Annotated in this window: 20 protein-coding genes; 7 read left to right on the forward strand and 13 right to left on the reverse strand. The window is 73.0% G+C overall.

Features of this window, described 5'->3' with window-relative positions:
- Nucleotides 1-577 precede the first annotated feature (577 nt).
- From ACIBF8_RS20100 to ACIBF8_RS20115, 4 genes are all read right to left on the reverse strand, one after another.
- Nucleotides 578-1,861: a citrate synthase gene (locus ACIBF8_RS20100; protein WP_396784726.1), complete on the reverse strand. Its 1,284-nt coding sequence runs from the start codon at nt 1,859-1,861 to the stop codon at nt 578-580.
- Nucleotides 1,862-2,150: 289 nt separating this feature from the next.
- Entirely contained in the window at nt 2,151-4,154 is a 2,004-nt protein-coding gene (locus ACIBF8_RS20105; RefSeq protein WP_396784727.1) for a sulfatase-like hydrolase/transferase, read from the reverse strand.
- Nucleotides 4,147-5,577, reverse strand: coding sequence for a class I SAM-dependent methyltransferase (locus tag ACIBF8_RS20110; RefSeq protein WP_396784728.1), 1,431 nt, complete (start codon nt 5,575-5,577; stop codon nt 4,147-4,149). Before ACIBF8_RS20110 ends, ACIBF8_RS20105 begins: the two co-directional genes overlap by 8 nt.
- Before the next feature lie 17 nt (nt 5,578-5,594).
- Nucleotides 5,595-5,744 carry a hypothetical protein gene (locus ACIBF8_RS20115; RefSeq protein ID WP_165947858.1) on the reverse strand — a complete coding sequence of 50 codons (150 nt, stop codon included), beginning with the start codon at nt 5,742-5,744 and terminating at the stop codon, nt 5,595-5,597.
- Between the two features lie 191 nt (nt 5,745-5,935).
- Here ACIBF8_RS20115 and ACIBF8_RS20120 point away from each other — a divergent pair, with 191 nt between their 5' ends.
- From ACIBF8_RS20120 to ACIBF8_RS20135, 4 genes are all read left to right on the forward strand, one after another.
- Nucleotides 5,936-6,793, forward strand: coding sequence for an arginase family protein (locus ACIBF8_RS20120; RefSeq protein WP_396784729.1), 858 nt, complete (start codon nt 5,936-5,938; stop codon nt 6,791-6,793).
- Between the two features lie 228 nt (nt 6,794-7,021).
- On the forward strand, nt 7,022-8,239 hold the full coding sequence (locus ACIBF8_RS20125; protein WP_396784730.1) for a D-arabinono-1,4-lactone oxidase: 1,218 nt from the start codon (nt 7,022-7,024) through the stop codon (nt 8,237-8,239).
- Nucleotides 8,236-8,610, forward strand: a complete 375-nt coding sequence (locus ACIBF8_RS20130) for a sensory rhodopsin transducer (protein WP_396784732.1) — start codon at nt 8,236-8,238, stop codon at nt 8,608-8,610. The genes ACIBF8_RS20125 and ACIBF8_RS20130 overlap by 4 nt, the downstream gene beginning before the upstream one ends.
- Nucleotides 8,611-8,657: 47 nt before the next feature.
- Nucleotides 8,658-9,791, forward strand: coding sequence for an aromatic acid exporter family protein (locus ACIBF8_RS20135; RefSeq protein ID WP_396784733.1), 1,134 nt, complete (start codon nt 8,658-8,660; stop codon nt 9,789-9,791).
- Between the two features lie 17 nt (nt 9,792-9,808).
- Here the strand turns inward: ACIBF8_RS20135 and ACIBF8_RS20140 are convergent, their stop codons facing one another.
- The 3 genes from ACIBF8_RS20140 to ACIBF8_RS20150 all read right to left on the reverse strand — a co-directional run bounded on the left by ACIBF8_RS20140 (nt 9,809) and on the right by ACIBF8_RS20150 (nt 12,382).
- Nucleotides 9,809-11,314 carry a sensor histidine kinase gene (locus tag ACIBF8_RS20140; protein ID WP_396784734.1) on the reverse strand — a complete coding sequence of 502 codons (1,506 nt, stop codon included), beginning with the start codon at nt 11,312-11,314 and terminating at the stop codon, nt 9,809-9,811.
- On the reverse strand, nt 11,292-12,038 hold the full coding sequence (locus ACIBF8_RS20145) for a response regulator transcription factor (protein ID WP_396784919.1): 747 nt from the start codon (nt 12,036-12,038) through the stop codon (nt 11,292-11,294). Before ACIBF8_RS20145 ends, ACIBF8_RS20140 begins: the two co-directional genes overlap by 23 nt.
- A 113-nt stretch (nt 12,039-12,151) precedes the next feature.
- On the reverse strand, nt 12,152-12,382 hold the full coding sequence (locus ACIBF8_RS20150; protein WP_091408172.1) for a hypothetical protein: 231 nt from the start codon (nt 12,380-12,382) through the stop codon (nt 12,152-12,154).
- A gap of 200 nt (nt 12,383-12,582) precedes the next feature.
- Between ACIBF8_RS20150 and ACIBF8_RS20155 the strand changes: the two genes are divergently transcribed.
- From ACIBF8_RS20155 to ACIBF8_RS20165, 3 genes are all read left to right on the forward strand, one after another.
- A complete protein-coding gene (locus ACIBF8_RS20155; protein WP_396784735.1) occupies nt 12,583-13,530 on the forward strand; it encodes a serine/threonine-protein kinase in 948 nt (315 codons plus the stop codon).
- A gap of 71 nt (nt 13,531-13,601) precedes the next feature.
- Nucleotides 13,602-14,027: an OsmC family protein gene (locus ACIBF8_RS20160; RefSeq protein ID WP_396784736.1), complete on the forward strand. Its 426-nt coding sequence runs from the start codon at nt 13,602-13,604 to the stop codon at nt 14,025-14,027.
- Between the two features lie 378 nt (nt 14,028-14,405).
- The gene (locus tag ACIBF8_RS20165; protein WP_396784737.1) at nt 14,406-15,254 is read left to right on the forward strand and encodes a hypothetical protein; all 849 of its coding nucleotides are present in this window, start codon (nt 14,406-14,408) and stop codon (nt 15,252-15,254) included.
- A gap of 29 nt (nt 15,255-15,283) precedes the next feature.
- Here the strand turns inward: ACIBF8_RS20165 and ACIBF8_RS20170 are convergent, their stop codons facing one another.
- From ACIBF8_RS20170 to ACIBF8_RS20195, 6 genes are all read right to left on the reverse strand, one after another.
- The gene (locus tag ACIBF8_RS20170; RefSeq protein ID WP_396784738.1) at nt 15,284-15,805 is read right to left on the reverse strand and encodes an ATPase; all 522 of its coding nucleotides are present in this window, start codon (nt 15,803-15,805) and stop codon (nt 15,284-15,286) included.
- A 114-nt stretch (nt 15,806-15,919) separates the two neighbouring features.
- Nucleotides 15,920-16,366, reverse strand: a complete 447-nt coding sequence (locus ACIBF8_RS20175) for a response regulator (protein WP_396784740.1) — start codon at nt 16,364-16,366, stop codon at nt 15,920-15,922.
- 85 nt (nt 16,367-16,451) lie between these two features.
- Nucleotides 16,452-16,799, reverse strand: coding sequence for an STAS domain-containing protein (locus ACIBF8_RS20180; protein ID WP_396784741.1), 348 nt, complete (start codon nt 16,797-16,799; stop codon nt 16,452-16,454).
- Nucleotides 16,800-16,887: 88 nt separating this feature from the next.
- Nucleotides 16,888-17,925 carry a B12-binding domain-containing protein gene (locus ACIBF8_RS20185; RefSeq protein WP_396784742.1) on the reverse strand — a complete coding sequence of 346 codons (1,038 nt, stop codon included), beginning with the start codon at nt 17,923-17,925 and terminating at the stop codon, nt 16,888-16,890.
- Nucleotides 17,922-19,682 (reverse strand): PP2C family protein-serine/threonine phosphatase, encoded by a 1,761-nt coding sequence (locus tag ACIBF8_RS20190; RefSeq protein WP_396784743.1) that lies wholly within the window; start codon nt 19,680-19,682, stop codon nt 17,922-17,924. The genes ACIBF8_RS20185 and ACIBF8_RS20190 overlap by 4 nt, the downstream gene beginning before the upstream one ends.
- A gap of 332 nt (nt 19,683-20,014) precedes the next feature.
- The gene (locus ACIBF8_RS20195) at nt 20,015-20,329 is read right to left on the reverse strand and encodes a hypothetical protein (RefSeq protein ID WP_396784745.1); all 315 of its coding nucleotides are present in this window, start codon (nt 20,327-20,329) and stop codon (nt 20,015-20,017) included.
- Nucleotides 20,330-20,434 lie beyond the last annotated feature (105 nt).

Raw genomic sequence — 20,434 nt, forward strand, 5'->3', positions numbered from 1 at the left:
TGCCCGCCCATCCGGCGCGTGCGGTGCCCGCCCATCCGGCGCGTGCGGTGCCGCCCATCCGGCGCGTGCGGTGCCGCCCATCCGGCGCGTGCGGTGCCCGCCCATCCACCTCCTACGGGCCCTGTCGAGCTGCCCCGGAAATGGGGCGGGCCCACGGAGGCACCGGGCTGCACGGGCGAGGCCACAGGGGTCACGGCCACGGGCCAGGCCACAGGCCTGGCCCGTGGCCAGGCCAAGCCACGGGCCACAGGCCAGGCCACGGGCCAGGCCAGGCCACGGGCCAGGCCAGGCCACGGGCCAGGCCAGGCCACGGCGTCTCACCCGCTTGATCGACTTCGTTTCCCTGGAAGTCGCGGTATCCAGCGCCGCGGACACCCCGATCTCCATGAGGCGGAGTCGATCGACCTAGGGCCGTCGCGCCAGCACCGCCCCACCCGCGGGGCAGCTCTACAGGTGCCAAAAGACACCCTTGCTCCACCAGGGCACCGTCAACAGGCACCGGGGCGGCTACGCCGGAAAGGCGTCAGGCCGCCGACCCGGTACGGGTCGACGGCCTGACGGTGAAGCGAGGAGCGGGTCAGCGCTCGTTGAAGGGGACGTAGTCCCGCTCGGCGGAGCCGACGTAGACCTGCCGCGGACGGCCGATCTTCGTCTCCGGGTCGTTGATCATCTCGCGCCACTGGGCGATCCAGCCGGGGAGCCGGCCGAGCGCGAAGAGCACGGTGAACATCTTGGTCGGGAAGCCCATGGCCTTGTAGATCAGGCCGGTGTAGAAGTCCACGTTCGGGTAGAGCCGACGGGAGACGAAGAAGTCGTCGGCGAGCGCGATCTCCTCCAGCTCCATGGCGATGTCCAGCAGCGGGTCCGGCTTGGCCATCCGGCCCAGCACGTCCTGCGCTGCCTTCTTGACGATCGCCGCCCGCGGGTCGTAGTTCTTGTAGACCCGGTGGCCGAAGCCCATCAGCTTGACGCCGTCCTGCTTGTCCTTCACCTTGCGGACGAAGGACCGGACGTCGCCGTCGCCGGCGTGGATCTGCTGGAGCATCTCCAGCACCGCCTGGTTGGCGCCACCGTGCAGCGGGCCGAACAGCGCGTTCACGCCGGCCGAGACGGAGGCGAACAGGTTGGCGTTGCTGGAGCCGACCAGGCGCACGGTCGACGTGGAGCAGTTCTGCTCGTGGTCGGCGTGCAGGACGAAGAGCATGTCCAGCACCTTCGACATCACCGGGTCGACCTCGTACGGCTCCGCCGGCACGCCGAACGTCATCCGCAGCAGGTTGTCCACGTAACCCAGCGAGTTGTCCGGGTACAGCAGCGGCTGACCGATGGACTTCTTGTAGGCGTAGGAGGCGATGGTGGGCACCTTCGCCATCAGCCGGACCGTGGAGATCTCCACGTGCTCGGAGTCGAACGGGTCCAGGCTGTCCTGGTAGAAGGTGGACAGGGCGCTCACCGCGGACGAGAGCACCGCCATCGGGTGGGCGTCCCGGGGAAAGCCGTCGAAGAAGCGGCGCATCTCCTCGTGCAGCAGCGAGTGCCGCCGAATCCACTCGGTGAACTCGGTCAGCTGCTGCTCGGTCGGCAGCTCACCGTAGATGAGCAGGTAGGAGACCTCCAGGAAGGAGGACTTCTCGGCCAGCTGCTCGATCGGGTATCCCCGGTAACGCAGGATCCCTGCGTCGCCGTCGATGTAGGTGATCGCGGATGAGGCAGCGGCGGTGTTGACGAAACCGGGGTCGTACGTCGTCATCCCGGTTTCTTTCAGCAACTTGCTCACCCCGATACCGGCGGGGCCTTCGACCGCAGGATGCACTGGCATCGACAGCTGCCCACCGGGGTGATCGAGCTTGACTTCCGTCATGTGGTTCCTCGCTTCGCCGGCAGATCTACGTTGAATTGCCTTCGCTTCTACCGTAATTGCGGCTCGGGGGACAACGCCCGCCGTGGTTCGGCGGTGAGGTATGCGTCACCCGATTCCCGACCCGGCCGCCGGGAAACCCCGCATCCCGCCAGCCGGGACCAGACCGGACCAGACCCGGAGCCAGCCCGGACCAGACCCCGGAGCCAGACCGGACCAGACCCCGGAGCCAGACCGGACCAGACCCCGGAGCCAGGCCGCACCAGACCCCGGAGCCAGACCGGGTGCCAGGTCAGGACAGGGCGAGGCGTCGCAGCGTACCGTTCGTCGCGACCTGATAGACGTCGAGCTTGTTGGTGCCGGCGTGAAACAGCTTGTCGTCGCTGAGCAGCGCGGCGAACCGGCGTCCGCCGGGGTCGGCCGGCACCACCGGGACGACGGCCCCGATGCGGCCGTTGACGGCGACCGCGAGCAGGGTGCCGTCCGGGATCTGGTCCGGGACGTCCCCCCAGACCAACGCCGGGAGGGTGCCGGTGTCCGGGTCCGCGGCGGTGAACGCGGCCAGATCGGCGACCCGGGCGCTGCCGGCGGCCGGGCCGGCGCGTACCTCGGTGCCGACCAGGGGGTGCGGCGTCGGCAGGGCCGGCGGGGTGGGCACCCCACCGGGGAAGGTGACCGGTTCCCCGGGGCGGTCGTAGAAGTGTTTCGTGCCGTCGGTGCGGGGGGCCTGCCGGGCGGAGCGGCCGTCGACCCGCCACGGCAACCGGATGCCGGCCTCGTCGGCCACCGTCGGCAGCAGGTCGACGTGTTCCCAGTTGCGGTCGTCCACCCGGCCGGTCTGTTGCCGGGGCTCCTTGACGAAGGTCGGCACCCAGGCGACCTCGCCGGCGGCGGCCTTGATCGCGTCCATGCCCCGGCCCTGGGCCCCCGGCCGGAAGCTGACCCCGTGGTCGGCGGTCACCACGACGAGGGCCTGGTCGTAGAGGCCGCTGGCGCGCAGCGTCCGCAGCGTCTCGCCGATCAGCCGGTCGGTGTAGCCGAGTTGGGCGAGGTGCCGTTGCCGGGCCAGGTCGACCCAGCCGGCGCCGTCGTTGGGCAGGTCCTCGGGGGCGTCGTAACGCGCCCCGGAGGGCAGGTACGCCCACGGTGAGTGCGGCATCAGCAGGTGCAGGAAGTGCAGGGTGGGCCGGGACGTGGGCTTCAGCCCGGCGAGGAAGCTGGTGAACCGGGCCGGCTGGTTGTCGTCCAGACTGTCCCAGCGGAACTTCGGGTCGGCCGGGACCGGCTCGGCGGCGTCCAGGCCGGCCTCGGCCCGAGTCTGCTCGCGGTAGGAGTCCTCCGGGTCGACCGCGCTCTCCGTCGGCCCGGCGACCCGGCCGAGCAGCTTGCCGGTCTCCCGGACCAGCACGCCGAGCCCCTGCTCCGGGGTGGCCGGCTGCTCGCAGCGGCTGGGCGGGCAGAGCCGGGTGATGCTCTCCTCGGCGCGGATGTCGTACAGGCCGCCGAAGGCGGTGAAGATGTTGTCCGGGTACTGCGAGTAGTGCGGGGCGACCGACCGTGCCGGGTAGCGGCCGGTGAGCATCGCCGGCAGCGCGTTGGGCGTCCACCCGCTGACCCCGGTGGAGTTGCGGTACCAGGTCGACCCGCCGGCCAGCTCGGCGAAGTGCGGGTAACGCGCGGCGTCGATCTTCCCGTCCGCGCCGAGCAGGCTGACCAGTGGCAGTTCGTCGAGGATCAGCATGACCACCGGCGGGTGCATGGCCGAGCCCTGCGCGGTGCCGGCCGTACCCCCGTCGCCGCGCGGCAGCACCACCGCCGAGGTGGGTGAGACGAGCAGGAAGAGCGCCACGAAGGCCACCGGGCCGGCGGCGGCCAGTCGCAGCACCCGGCCCGGGGCCCGCCACCGCCGGTGTGCGGCCGCGCCGGCACCGCCGGCCAGCACGGCCGCCAGCAGCAGCGGTACGCCCCGAAGTGGCGTCACGTGCCGGCCCACCTGCACGGCCAGGGCGGCGACCAGCAGCCCGACCAGCCCGGTGTGTGCCAGCGCGCGGGCGGTCCGGCCGGCCAGCCGGCTGACCGCCCCGAGCAGCGCCACCGCGGCCGTGGGGACCACCGTCACCAGGGCGACCAGCAGCAGGATCTGGGCCGGGTCGGCGCGGTGGAAGAGGAAGAAGTCGGGGCTGCGACCGAGCACGTCCAGCAGTGGTTGGGTGACCACGAGCCCGACCAGCGCGACGATCTCCAGCAGGCGGCCCAGCTCGCCTCGCCAGCCCCGGTCCCACCGCGGTTCAACCACCCGTCACCGTCCGGTAGAGCGTGCGGGTGCCGGAGGGCAGTTCCAGCCGGTCGGTGATCCGCCCTCGGGCGGCGAGCAACGTCTCGAAGGTGTCGCGGCGGTAGTCCGGGAAGAGGCCGGCGGGCTTGTTGGCCAGCAGCCGGGTGGCCATCGGGTCTTCCGGGTGGACGAACTCCACCACCACCGCGCCGCCCGGCGCGGTGAGCCCGGTCAGCCAGTCGATGACCTCCGGCAGCGGCACGTTGCGTCCGATCGCCAGGTGGTGCACCACGGCCAGGGCGAGCACCACGTCGGCGGACGCCCGCTCGGCGAAGCCGGCCCGCTCGACGCCCCGCCAGCCACCGCCCGGCGACGGGTCGGCCAGGTCCAGCACCAGCGGCAGGATGCGGCGCTGCCCCTCGGAACGCAGCCGCCGGTACAGCTCGTCGACCACGGTCGGGTCCTGCTCGACGGCGACCACGTAGTCGGCGTGCCCGACCGCCAGCCGGGAGTACCGGCCGTCGTTGGCGCCCAGGTCGAGCACCAGGCGGGGACGGGCGCCGGCGGCCACCGAGGCGGCCACGAACTGCTCCTTCGCCACCCGGTCGCGGGCCGAGTAGCCGCAGCTGCGCTGGTAGTCCGACCAGTGGCTCTCCGGCGGGCGGCGGTCCAGTTTGCGGACCAGTTTCTCGATGCCGCGGACGGTGGCGAGCAGCAACTCCCGGGAGAATCCGGCGGCCCGCAGTTGGTCACGGACGTCACTGGTGCTGGCGGCGGCGTTGCGCTTCTGCATCGCCCCGTGCAGGTGCAGGTGGGTGAGCACGCCGGGGCGCAGCCGGCGGGCACCGGTGAAGAGCGGTCGCAGCTCGTCGGCCTCGATGCCGTCGACCCGGGCGCGCAGCCACGGTTGGAAGTCGACACCCAGGTGGGCGGTGAGCATCAGCGGGTAGAGCACGGTCTGGCAGAACTGCCGGTAGCCGGCCCACGGTTCGCCGTCGCGCACCGGCTCGAAGGAGCCGATGTCGATGAAGACCGGCTGGGCGCCACGCCACTGCAGGTTGTACGCCGATCCGTCCTTGGTGGTGAAGCCCTCGCGCAGCGCGGCGTTCAGGATCTCCAGGTGCAGCAGCGCGGCGTCGCGCAGCATGCTGAACGACCACTCGTACGGGTGGGAGACGAACGGGATGCGTTCGTGGCGCAACACGGCCGCCCACGGGGCCCCGGTCGCGGCGGGCACCAGCGCGGGCGGGGCGTCCTCGGTGGCGCAGACCTTTCGCGCGGCGACGAGCGCCGGGAAGAACGTGCTGCCGGCCAGTGCCCGCCAGTGCGCGGCGGACTGGGTGTCCAGCCCGCGCAGTACCTCGTCGCCGACGTGGAAGATTCGGTTGGCCGGGTCGCGGAACGAGGCCGGCTCGGGCCGTACCTCGGTGGGTGAGATCGCCATCGTCGGGACTGGCCCGCTCAGCGCTGGTCGGTGGGCTGCCGGCGGAACCGGTCGACCAGCCGCCGCCAGTAGAGTTTCGCGGCGACCGCGGCGCCAGCCACCCCGCCGACGACCGCCTGCACGATCAGGCTGCCGGATCCCGCGTCCAGGTAGGCCAGATGTTCCACCGATCGCTCCTTGCCTTCGCCGTCTCTACACCGGCGTCCCGGTCGTACACCGGTGAGGCTTTTGACCTAGAAAGCCGGACTTGTCCAACACCGTACGCTGGTCGTCATCGCCGTCGCGGGCACATTGGCGTACTCCCAGCCTCGGCACAGAATGCGGCCGGGACGGCGGACCGCGCCGGTACGCTGCGGACGTGCGCTGGATAATCGTGGACGCGCCGCTGGACTCCTCCGGCGCCGGGCGCGGCGAGGAGCGGGCCCCGGCCGCGCTGCGCCGCGCCGGCCTGCGCGAGGCGCTGGCCGCCGACGACGACGGGCGGATCGACGAGGCGCGACTGCGTGACCCGACCCGCGACCCGGCCAGCGGTGTGATCGGCGCGGCAGGCCTGGTCCGGGCCGGCGGCGCGATCGCCGCCCGGGTCGGCGCGCTGGTCGCGGACGGCCATCGACCGCTGGTGCTCGGCGGGGACTGCGCGATCCTGCCCGGCATCTGCCGGGCCCTGCCCCCGACGACCGAGCTGTGGTTCGTCGACGCCCATCCGGACTTCCTCGACGGCGTGACCTCGCCGACCGGCGAGGCCGCCGACATGGACCTCTCGGTGGTCACCGGCCACGGCCCGGCCGCCGCCGTCGGCCCGGACGGCGCGCTGATCGAGCCGAGTCGCGTCCACCTGCTCGGGCACCGCCCGGCCACCGACGAGAGCAGCCAGGTCGAGGCGGCCCGGATCGATCCGGCGATCCACCAGGTCAACGCCGCCGAGGTGCGACGCCGGGGCGCGGCAACGATCGGCGCGGGCCTGGCCGCCGACGGCGACGGGCCGGCCTGGCTGCACCTCGACCTGGACGTGGTCGACCCGCGCGACCTGCCGGCCGTGACCTACCCCGAGCCGGACGGGCTGCCCTGGGCGGACCTGATCGCGCTGGTCACCCCCCTGGCCCGCGCCGACCGGCTGCTCGGAATGAGCGTGACCGACCTCAACATCGACGAGGACCCCGACGGGCGGCACAGCCGACGCGTCGTCGAGGTCCTCACCGAGATGCTGGCCGGCTGACCGGCCAGCCCTCGGCCGTTCCCGTTCACGCCGCACGCTCCGCCCAGGCGTGCAGAGCGTCGCGGTCGCCGGCGCCGTCGAGGTTCAGCGCCGCCTCGATCAACGCGAGGTGGGTGAAGGCCTGCGGGTAGTTGCCCAACGCTGTGGTACCGGCCGGCGCGCGACTGCTTACCCGGCGGGTCGGTGCGGAAGCGCGACTACCGGTGGTGCCGGTGGGTACACCGCCGCATGCGACGGTTCGTCAACTGGTCCGGCAGCCTCTCGTTCACCCCGAGGGAGTTCGCCGAGCCGGCCGACGAGGACGCGGTGCGGGAGCTGGTCGTCCGGGCCCGGGAGTCCCGGCGGACGATCCGCCCGGTGGGCTCCGGCCACTCGTCGAGCCCACTGACCCGCACCGACGACATCCTGCTCAGCGTCGACCGGCTCGCCGGTGTCATCACCGAGGACACCGACCGGGCGCGGGCCTGGGCGGGCACCAAACTCAAGGCCCTCGGTGAGGGGTTGTACGACGCCGGGCTGGCCATGGACAACCTCGGCGACGTGGACTACCAGTCGATCGCTGGCGCGACCGCCACCGGCACGCACGGCACCGGCATCGGTTTCGGCAACCTGTGCACCCAGGTGGCCGGCGTTCGCCTGGTCACCGGCACCGGCGAAGTTCTGGACATCTCCGCCGACGACAACGCAGACCTGCTGCCGGCGGCCCGGCTGTCGCTGGGCGCGCTCGGGGTGGTCACCCAGGTCACCCTGGACGTGCAACCGCACTACGAGTTGCACCGCCGGGCGTGGTGCGCGCACATCGACTGGACCCTCGACCACCTCGCCGAGTTGCAGCACACCAACCGCAACATGGACTTCTACTGGTACCCGCGCAGCGACCAGACCCAGATCCGCACCCTCAACCGGCCGGACGGGACGTCCGACGTGCGGGTGTGGGCCGCGCCGCGGGTGCCGGGCTCCGGCCCGTGGGGCGCACCGCACGAGATCCGGTCCGGTCCGATCCACCGCACCATCCCCCAGGAGCGGGAGCTGCGGTTCGAGGAGATCGAGTACATGCTGCCGTCGGAGGCGTTCCCGGCGTGCTTCGCCGAGGTCCGACGCCGGATCCTGCAACGGCACCGCACGGTTGTCGGCTGGCGGGTCCTGGTGCGCAGCATCGCCGCCGACGACATCTGGTTGAGCAACGCGTACGGCCGGCCGACCACCACCATCGCCTGCCTGCAGAACACGTCGCTGCCGTACGAGGACTACTTCCGGGACATGGAGGCGGTCTTCCGTCAGTACGGGGGCCGGCCGCACTGGGGCAAGAAGCACTGGTTGACCGCCCGCGACCTGCGGCCCCTCTATCCGCGCTGGGACGACTTCCAGGACGCCCGCCGCCGGCTCGACCCGGACGGGGTGTTCCTCAGCCCCGACCTCGCCCGGCTGCTGGAGGTGAGCCGATGACCGAGATCGGGGCCCGCCTGTGGGTCGTGCCGGGCGGGCACATCCCGTTTCCCAGCACCGGCCCGGAGCCGGCGTTCACCAGCTTCGACAAGCTCTGCGTCCTCAACGCCACCGACACCCGCGCCGACGCCGAGCTGCACCTCTACTACGAGGACGCCGAGCCGGTCGGCCCGTACGCCATCACGGTTGACGCCCGTCGGGTGCGACATGTCCGGCTCAACGACCTGATCGACCCGGAGGCGGTGCGGCTCGACCGGCCGTACGGCTGTCTGCTGCGCTCCCCGGTGCCGGTGGTGGTGCAGTTCCTGCGCCAAGACACCCGGCTGCCGGGGGTGATCGCCCTCACCGCGGCCATGGCGTACCCGGCGTAGCCGTTCGGCGCAGGTTCGGCCGTGTGTTGGGCCGGGTATCCCCCGCCATGAGATTCACGGCCGGGGCGACCGGGGCGCGGGCGGCGGGCAAGCTGCGGACCCGCGCCGCGCAGGCCGTTCGGGAGAGTCGTCAGCGGGCCCGGCTCTATCTGATCGTGGCGCTCCAGGCCGGCCTTGCTGCCGCCCTGGCCTGGCTGGTGGCCCGCGAGGTGCTCGGCAACCCGGAGCCGACCTTCGCGCCGGCCGCGGCGGTCGGCGTCATCGCGGCGTCGCTGGGCAACCGTGCTCCCCGCGCGCTGGAACTGGTCGCCGGGGTGGTACTCGGCATCGGCGTGGGCGATCTGCTGATCAGTCTGTTCGGCACCGGCCCCTGGCAGACCGGTGTGATCGTCTTCCTGGCGATCGCCGCGTCGGTGCTGGTACGCGGCACCGGCGCGCTGATGACGCAGGCCGGTGGTACCGCCGTGCTCATCGCCACCCTCACCCCGACCGCACCGGACCTGGAGCTGTCCCGAACGGTGAACGCCCTGGTCGGCGGGGCGGCGGGACTGTTCGTGATGCTCGTCCTACTGCCCCTCAATCCGATGCGGATGGTGCGGCGCTCCGCCGAGCCCGCCCTGGACCTGTTCGCCCGGGAGATGACCGCGTCGGCGCGGGCGCTGGCCGAGGCGGACCGGGGCCGGGCGCAGGCGGCGCTGAACCGGATGCGCGACGGCGACCCGCAGCTGCGACAGCTCGTGGCCGTGACGACCGCCGCCGACGAGGTGGTCCGTCTCTCCCCGGTGCGGTGGCGACGACGCCCGGCGATCGCCGCGTACCGCGCCGGGGTGACGCACCTGGAGCGGGCCTTCCGCAACAGTCGCGGTCTGGTCCGCCGGATCGGCACCACCCTGCGCGACGAGGAACCGGTGCCGGCGGCCCTGCCCGTGGCGGTGGAGCACCTCGGCGAGGCGGTCCGGCTGTTGCACCGGGAGTTCGTCGCCGCGCAGGAGCCGGTGCAGGCCCGGGAGCGGGTGCTGCGCGCGGTCCGGGAGGCGGGCGTGGCGTGCCGGCAGGACCTGGGCTTCTCCGGGACGATCGTGGTGTCCCAGCTGCGTACCGCCGCCAACGAGCTCCTACGGGCCACCGGCGTACCCCGCGACGAGGCCCGCCGGCTGGTTCGCGAGGCCGCCGCCGGCTGAACCGGCAGGACGGTGACCTACACGTCGGCGGTGGGATTCGGCAGGCGGACCGTGATCACGGTACGGCCGGGACGGCTGTCCACGCCCACCGCGCCCCGGTGGGCCTCCACCACGGCCGCCACGATCGCTAGGCCGAGGCCGGTGCTGCCGTGCGCGCGGGACCGTGAGCTGTCGCCCCGGGCGAACCGTTCGAACATCTCCGGTTGCAGCTCCGCCGGCACCCCGGGCCCGTCGTCGGCGACGGTGAGCACGGCACTGGCGCCGTCGACGGCCAGCGTGGTGGTGACCGTGCTGCCCGGCGGGGTGTGCACCCGGGCGTTGGTGAGCAGGTTCGCCACCACCTGGTGCAGCCGGGCGGCGTCGCCGGGCACCCGGATCGCCACCTCGGGCAGTTCGAGCTGCCAACGGTGGTCGGGGCCGGCGACGTGCGCGTCGCTGACCGCGTCCACCACCAGGGCGGTCAGGTCCACCGGCTCGACCGCGAGCGGACGGCCGGTGTCGAGGCGGGCCAGCAGCAGCAGGTCGTCGACGAGGCTGGTCATCCGGGTGCTCTCCGACTCCACCCGGCGCAGCGCGTGCGCCACGTCGGCGGGAACCTCGTCGCGGCCACGCCGGGCCACCTCGGCGTAGCCGCGGATCGCCGCGAGGGGCGTCCGCAGCTCGTGGCTGGCGTCGGCGACGAACTGGCGTACCCGGGTCTCGCTGGCCTGCCGGGCGGAGAGCGCGTCGGCGACGTGGCCCAGCATCCGGTTCAGCGCCGCGCCGACCTGACCGACCTCGGTGCGCGGGTCGGTGTCGGCGGCCGGGACCCGGACGGCGAGCGCCACCTCGCCCCGGTCCAGGGGCAGCTCGGTGACCCGGGTGGCGGTGGCGGCCACCCGGTTGAGTGGCCGCAGGGTGGCCCGCACGATCAGCGCGCCGGCGGCACCGGCGATGATCAACCCGACGGCGGCCACCCCGACCTGCGCCGCGACCAGCGCCCAGACGGTCTCCTGGACGCCGGAGAGGGGGACCGCGACGACGCGTACCCGGCCGTCCCAGTACCGCCGGCCCACGGCCCGGTAGTCACCGCGATCGCCGAGGTCGACGGTGCGCGGTCTGGCGTCGACCGGCAGGTCCGCCAGCGCGGCGACCTCGCCCACCGGGACGGACTGCTCGTCGGGGAACGGGTCGGCGCTGGAGGCGCTCCTGGTCAGGGTCCGGGCGCTGGTCACCCGACCGTCGGTGATCTCGGCAACCACCGCGCCGGACGGCAGTCCGGGTGGGATGCCAGGTCCGTTGCCGGGGAAGGCCGGCCGTCCCGGCCAATCTCCCCGCATGGCCGTCGCGGGGGCGAGTTGGGCGTCGAGCCGGTCGATCAGGAAGTGCCGCAAGGCCAGCGTGGTCAGGCCACCGATCGCGACGCTGACCAGCGCCAGCAGCGCGAGCAGGGCAAACACCAGTCGGGTACGTAGGGAGCGGCCGGCCAGCCAGCGGCCGGCGGCGCGCAGCGGGCGACGGTTACTCGGCGGGCTTGAGGACATAGCCCGCGCCGCGCAGCGTGTGGATCATCGGCGCCCGACCGGCGTCGATCTTCTTGCGCAGGTACGAGATGTACAGCTCCACCACGTTGGCCTGGCCGCCGAAGTCGTAGTTCCACACCCGGTCGAGGATCTGCGCCTTGCTGAGCACCCGGCGCGGGTTGCGCATCAGGTAGCGCAGCAGCTCGAACTCGGTCGCGGTGAGGGTGATGAGCTGGCCGTCGCGACGAACCTCGTGGCTGTCCTCGTCGAGGCTGAGGTCACCGACGGTCAGCACCGCCTCCTCCCGGGCGGCGATCGCGAGCCCGGAGCGACGCAGCAGTGCGCGCAGCCGGGCGATCACCTCCTCCAGGCTGAACGGCTTGGTGACGTAGTCGTCGCCGCCGACGGTCAACCCGGCGATGCGCTCCTCGACCGCGTCGCGGGCGGTCAGGAAAAGCACCGGCACGGTGGGTGCGTGCTCGCGCAGCCGGCGCAGCACCTGGAAGCCGTCCAGGTCGGGCAGCATCACGTCGAGCACCACGGCGTCCGGCTGGAACTGCCGGGCGGTGCTCAACGCCGCCATGCCGTTGCCGGCGGCGCGGACCTGCCAACCCTCGTAGCGCAGCGCCATCGACAGCAGATCGGTGAGGGTCGGCTCGTCGTCGACCACCAGCACCCGGACGGGTTCGCCGTCGGGGCGGCGCAGCTCGATGCGGCTCGGGGCGGCCTGCCCGTTCATGACCATGTCGCCCATCGTGGCCGCGGCACCTGTACCGCGCCCCTGCGGAAGCTGTGTGCCAGCTGTGCGGCCGGGGCGACGCGACGCCGGCGTCACCACCGGTCAGCCCCGCCTCGTGGTCACTCGGACACCCCGTACGCGTCGGTGCGCACGAACCGCATGCTCCACCCGCCCGCCTCGTCGGGCCGGTCGCGTTCGTAGAGGTGATCGGGGCCGGGCTGCACCGGACCGGTGCCGTCCGGGTGCCGCATGATCCAACGCTGGGGTGGGGCGCCGTCCGACCCGGCCGGCAGCAGCCGGACCAGCCCGTCCGCGGGCCCGCCGACGAAGCGTACGGTGACCTCGCTCATCGCGGTGTCCCCTCGGGTGACCGTGCCGGCACAATCGGTGACGCCGGCTCTGGCTCGCAAGCTACCGCACCCGCCGCCGGGGCGCAGCGGGCTGCGCGGGGCAGGCCCCTCGCAAACCGGCCGGCGGTTTGCCCAGCTCGGGGCCCGGGTACCGCGAGCTGAGCACCCGCCGTCGGCGGGGCGAGGGCGAGGAGTGGTCGATGCGCACGCTGGACGGGCGGTACCGGCTCGATCAGCGAATCGGCGTTGGCGGGATGTCCGAGGTGTGGCGGGCGCACGACCAGGTGCTGGACCGACCGGTCGCGGTGAAGCTCATCTCCCCCGGTCCAGACGATCGGCACGGCCCGGTGGACCGGATCCGCGCGGAGGCCCGCTCGGCGGCCCGCCTGGTGCACCCGAACGTGGCGAGCGTGCACGACTTCGGCACGTCATCGACCTGGCCGGGCCGGCCGGTGCCGTACATCGTGATGGAGTTGGCCGAGGGTGAGACGCTGGCCGCGCACCTGCGCGCCGGGCCGCTGGACTGGCGGATCGCGGTACGGGTCTGCGCGGAGGTCGCCGCCGCGTTGGCCGCCGCACACGCCGAAGGCATCGTGCACCGTGACGTCAAGCCCGCCAACGTCATGCTCACCCCGGCCGGGGTGAAGGTGCTCGACTTCGGCATCGCCATCCCCGCCGGAACACCGGACCCGATGCCGAGCGGGGTCGTGCTGGGCACCCCGGCGTACCTGGCACCCGAACAGTTGGACGAGGCGCCGGCCACCCCCGCCGCCGACATGTACGCCCTCGGTGTGCTGCTCTACTACAGCCTCACCGCCCGCCTGCCGTACCGCGCGGAGACCGCCACCGAGCTGCTCGGCGTACGCCGAGGTCAGCCGCCGGAGCCGCTGCCCGACATCGACGGGCTCCCGCCGGAGGTCGCCGACCTGTGCCACTCCTGCCTCGCCGACGATCCCGAGCAGCGCCCGACCAGCCTGCTCGCCGCGCTGGTGCTGGCCGAGGCGGTGGACGCCCGGGTGTACGTGCCGATGACCATCCCGACGTCCCGCCGTCCGGTTCCGACGTCGCCGTGGACCGATCGGGCCGCCGCGGAGGTCACCGAGGCGGTGGCGGTCGTCGACGAGCCCAACCGGCCCGCCGGGCGTTGACCGTCCGGCCCGCGACGGTTTGCCGGGGTGGCGGCGGGGTAGCCGACCCGGTGAGCGACGGGAGAAACGCGATGCCGGATCAGAGTTCCTGGCTGCGTGAGGCCACAGCGACCGCCGAGGGCGGTCACGTACGCACCGACGATGGCGGGCTCTCGACCGCGCTGGCCTCACCGCTGGCGCCGCACTGCACCGGGCTGACCCCGGAGCAGTTGCTGGCCGCGGCCTTCGCCTCCTGCCTGCACCACGCGGCGGTGGAGGTGGCCGGGGAGGTCACCGACGAGGCGCACACCGTCCAGGTCCGGGCGGAGGCGAAGCTGGGGCGCGACACCGACGGCCGGTACCGGGCCGACGTGCACGCGGAAATCTCCTCGGCCGGCCTGAGCCGAGATCAGCTGGCCGACCTGGTCGAGTACGCCGATCGGCTCTGGCCGTTCTCCAGCGGCGACGCCAGCCGACACCGACTGACCGTCACCCCGGCCGAGAACGGTCGCCACTGACGCCGCGCTCCAGTCTGCCCGCCACCCGCACGCCCCACCGCGCCGATCTTGCACTTTCGGTCGTCGATATGAGGGGGATGCCCCCTATGCCGCGACAGCAAGTGCAAGATCGCCGAGGTGGGGGTTGGGGGGCCGGTTGGTGGAGGCGTGCCTCGGGTGTTCGGATGACCGCCTGGCATGGCTGCGGGCCCGTTCGGTAGATGGGCGGCGCGAGTGCATTCACCCGGCAAGTCGGGAATAACCGTCTGGAGTGATCCGCGAGGTTGATCAGCTTGGCTGGCGTTTTGCCGGCTAAAGTCGCCATGATCAGGGCAAATTGTGGCGCATGCCACCGTATGGACCGATGGCATCCGGCCTTCAGCTCTCTAACCTCGGCAGGTGCATCCCGACGACCCCTCCGACCAGAAGCTGACCGACGCCCGCCCGACCACCCCTTCGGACGACGCCGCATCAACCGAACGGACGATCGGCCGTCACCGGGCCCTCGACCCGCCGCGACGCACCCTGCTGGGCTCGACCCCGGTCCGGGTGGCGCTGGCCACCGGTGTCACCTGCTGCCTCAGCCTCGTCGCGGTCGCCAGCGCGCGCGGCAACGACGATTCACCCCGCACGGTCGAGCCGCTCGCCGAGGCGGTAGCCGACCGCGCCGGCATCGCCGACGAGCGCGCCTCCCGGTCACTGGACCGCGACGCCGCCCCCGCACGGATCCTGCCCAGCCCCACGGCGAAGCCCACGCCCACCCCCACCGCCGTCCGCAAGGCCGCCAAGAAGCCAGTGAAGCCGCGCCGACCCCGGCCGGTCGCCGGCCTCGACCAGGCACAGATGGACAACGCGAAGATCATCGTGGATGTCGGCCTGGAGATGAAGATGCCGCGCCGCGCCCTGGTGGTGGCACTGGCCACCGCCATGCAGGAGAGCAACCTCTACAACCTGGCCAGCGACGTCCTGCCGGAGTCGGCGCAATACCCGAACCAGGGCAGCGGCTCCGACCACGACTCGGTGGGGCTGTTCCAGCAGCGACCCAGCAGCGGCTGGGGGACGGTGGCCCAGCTGATGCGCCCGTCGTACGCCGCGCGGGCCTTCTACACCGCGCTGAACGAGATCCCCGGCTGGCAGGACATGAGCGTCACCGCCGCCGCCCAGGCCGTGCAGATCTCCGCCTACCCGGACGCGTACGCCCAGCACGAGGACCGGGCGACGACGGTCGCGGCGGCGCTCACCGCCTGAGCCAGGCACCAGGCCCGCGACCGCGCGTCTCAGCGACGGCCGGGCGGGTTCTGCGCCCCCGCGTCCAGCCCGCCGACGCCGAGCCGACTGCCGGGTACGCCGGCAGCCGCCGTCGGGGTGTCGGCGGGCACCTGATCGACCGTCGCCTGGCTGAGGATCTCGTCCATCCGTGCCTCGCGACGTCGACGGGCGTCCAGCGCCGCCTCGAAGTCACGTCGGGCCTGCACGGCGTCCTCGTACGCCCGCTCCCGTACCCGCCGTGCCTCCTCGCGGGCCTCGTCCAGCTCGACGCGGGCCCGGGCCAGGATCTCGGCGGCCTCGCGCCGCACCGCGTCACCGGCGTGCCGGGTGACGGCGGCGTCGCCCAGGTCCAGCCGTTGCAGGAGCCCGCTGAGCCAGGCCGCCTCCTGGCGGATCTCGTCCCACTCCCGGGCCGCCCCGGCCGCGTCCTCGGCCCGCGCCGCGAGTCGGGACAACCGGATCCCCAACTGCTCCAGGCAGTAATCCACCTGCCGCTGGTCGTAACCGGTCTCAACGACGGAGAACCTCATACTGTCGCCCCCCAGGCAGCTGCTGTTACTTCCCCACCTGGATCCTCGGCGGCGACGACGGCCGCCGAGGGGGTTCGGGGAAAATGTTCAGCATGCGCGCAGGCGGCGCAGGAGTCAGGTGCGCTTGGGCAGCACGACGACCCGGCCGAAGAACTCGTCGATGCGGCGAACCACGTCGTTGAAGTCGTCCAGGTCGATCGGCTTGGTGACGTACGCGTTGGCCTGCAACGTGTAGCTGCCGACGATGTCGGTGTCGGCGTTGGAGGTGGTCAGCACGACGATCGGAATGGTTCGCAGATCCTCGTCCTGCTTGACCGCCCCGAGCACCTGCCGACCGTCCATCCGCGGCATGTTCAGATCCAGCAGGATCACGTCCGGCCGCCGGGCCTGCTCGTGCCGGCCCTCGGCGCGGAGGAACTCCATCGCCTCCTCGCCGTCACTGACCACGTCGATGATCTTGTCGACGTCGGAGTCGGCCAGTGCTTCCTCGATCATCAGCACGTCACCGGGGTCGTCGTCGACCACCAGGATGCGTACCGGCTGCGGGCTGTCTGCGCCCATCACTACCTGCCTCGGGGTCGGCGGGGACGGGACCCTGACGGTCACCGCGTTGGCGGGGGAAATGCTGGCGGGGAAATCTAGCCCATCAGGAGGCACTGCGGGACGCGGGGTCGACCGACTCTGGCTCGTAGCGCAACACGTCGGCCAGACCGGTCACCCGCAGCACCCGCTCGACCCGGCCGCTGGCGCCGGTGAGCCGAAGCCAACCCCCGTCGGCCGCCGCCTGATTGTCCCCCCGCACGAACACGGCCATCCCGGTCGAGTCACAGAACGTGAGGTCGGTGAGGTCGAGCAGCACCCGGGTCTCGCCGGCGGCGGTGAGCCGATCGAGCGCGGCGGTCAACTCGGGGGCGGTGCTCAGGTCCAGCTCGCCGGCGAGCCGCAGGCAGGCGCCACTATCGTCGCGCCCGACGTAGCTGACGCTGAACGTCACCGTTCTCCCCCTCGCTCCACCCTCGGGGGTGGGACGTTTGCAGTCCGGCAAGTATACGCAGAGGTGGCCGGATCGATCCGGACGCCGCTCAGCGGGCGGTGGCGGGCAGCGCCGCGCATCCCCGCGCCAGCGCCCGCTGCGCCCGGGGGAAGTCCCGTAACGCGGCGGCGTAGTGCTCCAAGGGCAGGGCGATCGCGCCAACGGGCACCCCACGACTCCGCAGAATCCCCGTCAGCCACTCCACGAACTCGGTGAACAACGAGGCGTCGTCGACGTAGACCGCGGCGGCCAGGAAATCCACGACGTGACCGAGGTCGCTGATGGTCGCGTCGAGCTGGACGGCGGTGTACGCGCGTGCCGCCGGAACCCGGTCCCGCAGCGCTGCCAACGCGCTGTCGATCAGCTCGCCACGACGGCGCACCAGGCCGGCGTACTCGTCGTCGGCCAGGTGGGTCAGCCGCGCCGGCGGCACCGCGCGCAGCGCCCGCTCGTCAGCGATCAGCTCGGCCGCCGAGGACGCGTCCGGCGCCCAGGCCACGCCGAGCCGGCGCGCCCACCGGCCATCCGCGCCGAAGCCGCGCCCACCGACCACCACCGGCACGTCCGAGCGGCGGCATGCCTCGATCATCCGGTGGGCGTACGGCAGCCGCATCGGCAGCGCGCACGCCAACGCGATCGCGTGCGCGTCGTAGCGGTGCAGATACGACACGAGGTGCGCCGCCGGCACGCTGGCGCCCAGGAAGGTCACCTGCCACCCACGCAACCGCAGCACCTCCGCCACCAGTCGGGGCGGCAGGGCGTGCCACTCGCCGTCCATGCAGGCGACCACGACCCGACCGCCGGTCGGCCGGGGTTTGACGTGCGCGGCCACCGCCGCCACCACCTGCTCGCTGATGTGGGTGGCCGCGTGCTCCTGGGCGACGCTCCACTCGTTGCGCGCCCACCGTTCGCCCACCTCGGCCTGGGCGGGAGCGACCAGGTCGAGCAGCACCCGCTCCGCCGGGACGCCCGCGTCGAGCAGGCCGATCGCCAGGTCGGTCGCGGCGTACTCGTCCGCGTCGGCGAGGCAGTCCAGATAGCCGGAGTACGCGCCGTCCAGGTCGGCGGCGGTCGTGGCGGCGGTCACGCGTCAGCTCCCTCGGTCTGGTCGACGGCGGTGGGCACCGCGTGCAGGTGCCGGGCCCCGCGCCCATCCAGGCCGGCCGCCCGCAGCGCCAGCACGGCGATGTCGTCGTGGTCGCCGTGCCCCAGCCAGTCGCAGGTGACCTGCTCGACCCGCTCGGCCAGGGCGGGAGCGGGCATCCGCTGACAGCCGGTCAGGGCGGTGACCAGCCGCTCGGGACCGAACTGCTCGTCGCCGCGCCGGCCGCCGCGGGCCTCGGTCACCCCGTCGCTGTAGAGCAGGCAGGTCTCGCCCGGTGCCAGCCGCACGGTCACCTCGCCGACCCGGGGGTCGGGCACCACGCCGATCAGCATGCCGCGCAGCGACACCTGCTCCACCTCGCCGGAGGCGCGCAGCACCAGCGGTGGCAGATGCCCGCCGCCGGCCATCGTGAGGGTGAGGCCACCGTCGCGCTCCGGGCGGGCCACGCCGAGCACCATGGTGGCGAACCGGCCCTGGCCGTGTGCCTGGGTCGTCTCCAGCAGCGCGTCGTTGAGCAGCCGCAGCAGGCGCGCGGGGTGCGACTCCAACCGGTGCAGCGCCTGAAGGCACTGACGCAGCTGGCCGGTGAAGACGGCAGCCTCGACGCCCTTGCCGGACACATCGCCGAGGAAGAACACCGAGCCGCCGTCGGCGAGTCGGTGCGAACCGTAGAAGTCGCCACCGATGCGCAACCCGGCCTGCGCGGGCCGGTACGCGGTGCCCCACTGCACGCCGACGGCCTCGACCGGCTCGACCGGCAGCAGGCTGGCCTGGAGGGTGTCGGCCACCTCCGCCTGATCGCGATAGAGCAGCGCGGTGGTCAACGCCGCGCCGGCCCGGGCCGCGAACGCGCGGATCAAATCCACGTCGGCGTCGTCGTACCAGCGGGTGGCGCGGCGGGCCACCAGCAGCACACCGACCGGCGCGTCCCGACCCGGCAGCGGAACGACCCGGGCGGCGCTCTCGGTGCCGGCGAGCCCCGGCAGCCAACCGGCGTCGACCGCCTGCTCGACCAGCCAATCCACCGCGTGCGGCTCGACCCCGGTGAGCCCCTCGGCGATGGCGGCCGGCAGCTCACCGCCGGCCAACACACCGCTGTGAACCATCGGCGCCTCGTCGTCGGCACGGGAGGCCCGCCACCAGCGGGACCGGCCGCCGCGCGGGGCGAGCACCAGCACCGCCACCTCGGCCAGGGTCGGCACGGCGAGTCGAACCACCGCGGCAGCGGCCCGGTCGGGGTGCAGCGGGTTGCCCAGCTTGTCGCCGACGACAGCCAGGAACGCCGAGCGGGCCCGCTCGGCGAGCAGCGCGTCGGCGCGGGTGGCGCTGTCAGTGACGTCCTCGACGTACCAGCAGCAGCGGGCACCCGAAAGCGGCACCTGGCGCGCGTTGAGCCGACGCCCGCGGTGGGTGAAGGCGCCCCCGGCGCCGTCGCTCAGCCCCGGCACACCTGCCGCGCTGAGCAGCTCGCCGGGCGTCACCTCGGGCAGCAACCGCTCGGCCAACGGGCTGACGTGCCGCACGACGCCATCGGCGTCGCAGACCACCAGGCCCTCCTGGAAATGCTCGACGACCTCGACCCAGTCGGGCGCGGCCTGGCCCTGCTCGGGGGCCAGTGGCGGCAGGGCCTCCGGGGAGCGGGGACGAACGTCGGCAGACCACGCCGAGGGTCGTGTCGTGCTCGGCGTGGTCTGCCGTCCGTCGCCCGGGTCGCAGTCCCTGACGTCGGAAGCAGTCACCAGCTGAGCCTCACTCCTTGTCGTTCACCGAACCCATGCCGGAACCGGCGTCTACCGTCAAAACCTTCCAACCCACCCTACGCCGCGACGCCGATAGCGGCATCTCACGGCCGGTGGCGGGCGCCGTGGGCGACACGGGACGCCCCGGTTCTGGTCGACCTGACCGGGGTCAGCCCCCAACTGCAGCGGATGCTCGATCGCACGGGCCTGAGCGAGTTGCTGGCCGTGGCGTACGCCGACGACGACGTCCGCGCCACCGGCTGATCCGCGGCCATCCCGAGACGGGGATGGCCCCCGACCCTGGGACCTGGGGTCGGGGGCCGGAGGAATGTCTAGGGCGCCGTCGTCTGCTGGAGGCGGGGGCCGTTCTCGCGCAGCTCGCCGGTCGGGGTCGACTCGACGTCCTCGGGCTCTCCCGAATCGGGCGTCTGGTACAGGTAGCGGACGAACTGCCCACCCGACTCGTTGTCGTCCGCGCCGGGCCACTGACCGATGCAGTCCATGCCGATCACCTCGCGGCCGGTCCCGTCTGCCTCCTCCAGCAGCGCCCACAGGCTCACCGGGTAGCACCTGGTGATCTCGGGTGTGACCTGCCAGCGGGCGTACCAGCCGGGGCGGGCGGGGACGATCTCGACGATCTCCTTCATGACGGCCTTCCTTCCGCGTACCTCGGAAGAACTCCGGTCCTGACCCGATCGTGCGGGCCGGTTGGGTGAGCACCCCTCACCCGTGCCGGATGAAGCGTGGCGGAG

It is taken from the genome of Micromonospora sp. NPDC050276 (assembly GCF_044459545.1).
Lineage (GTDB): Bacteria > Actinomycetota > Actinomycetes > Mycobacteriales > Micromonosporaceae > Micromonospora.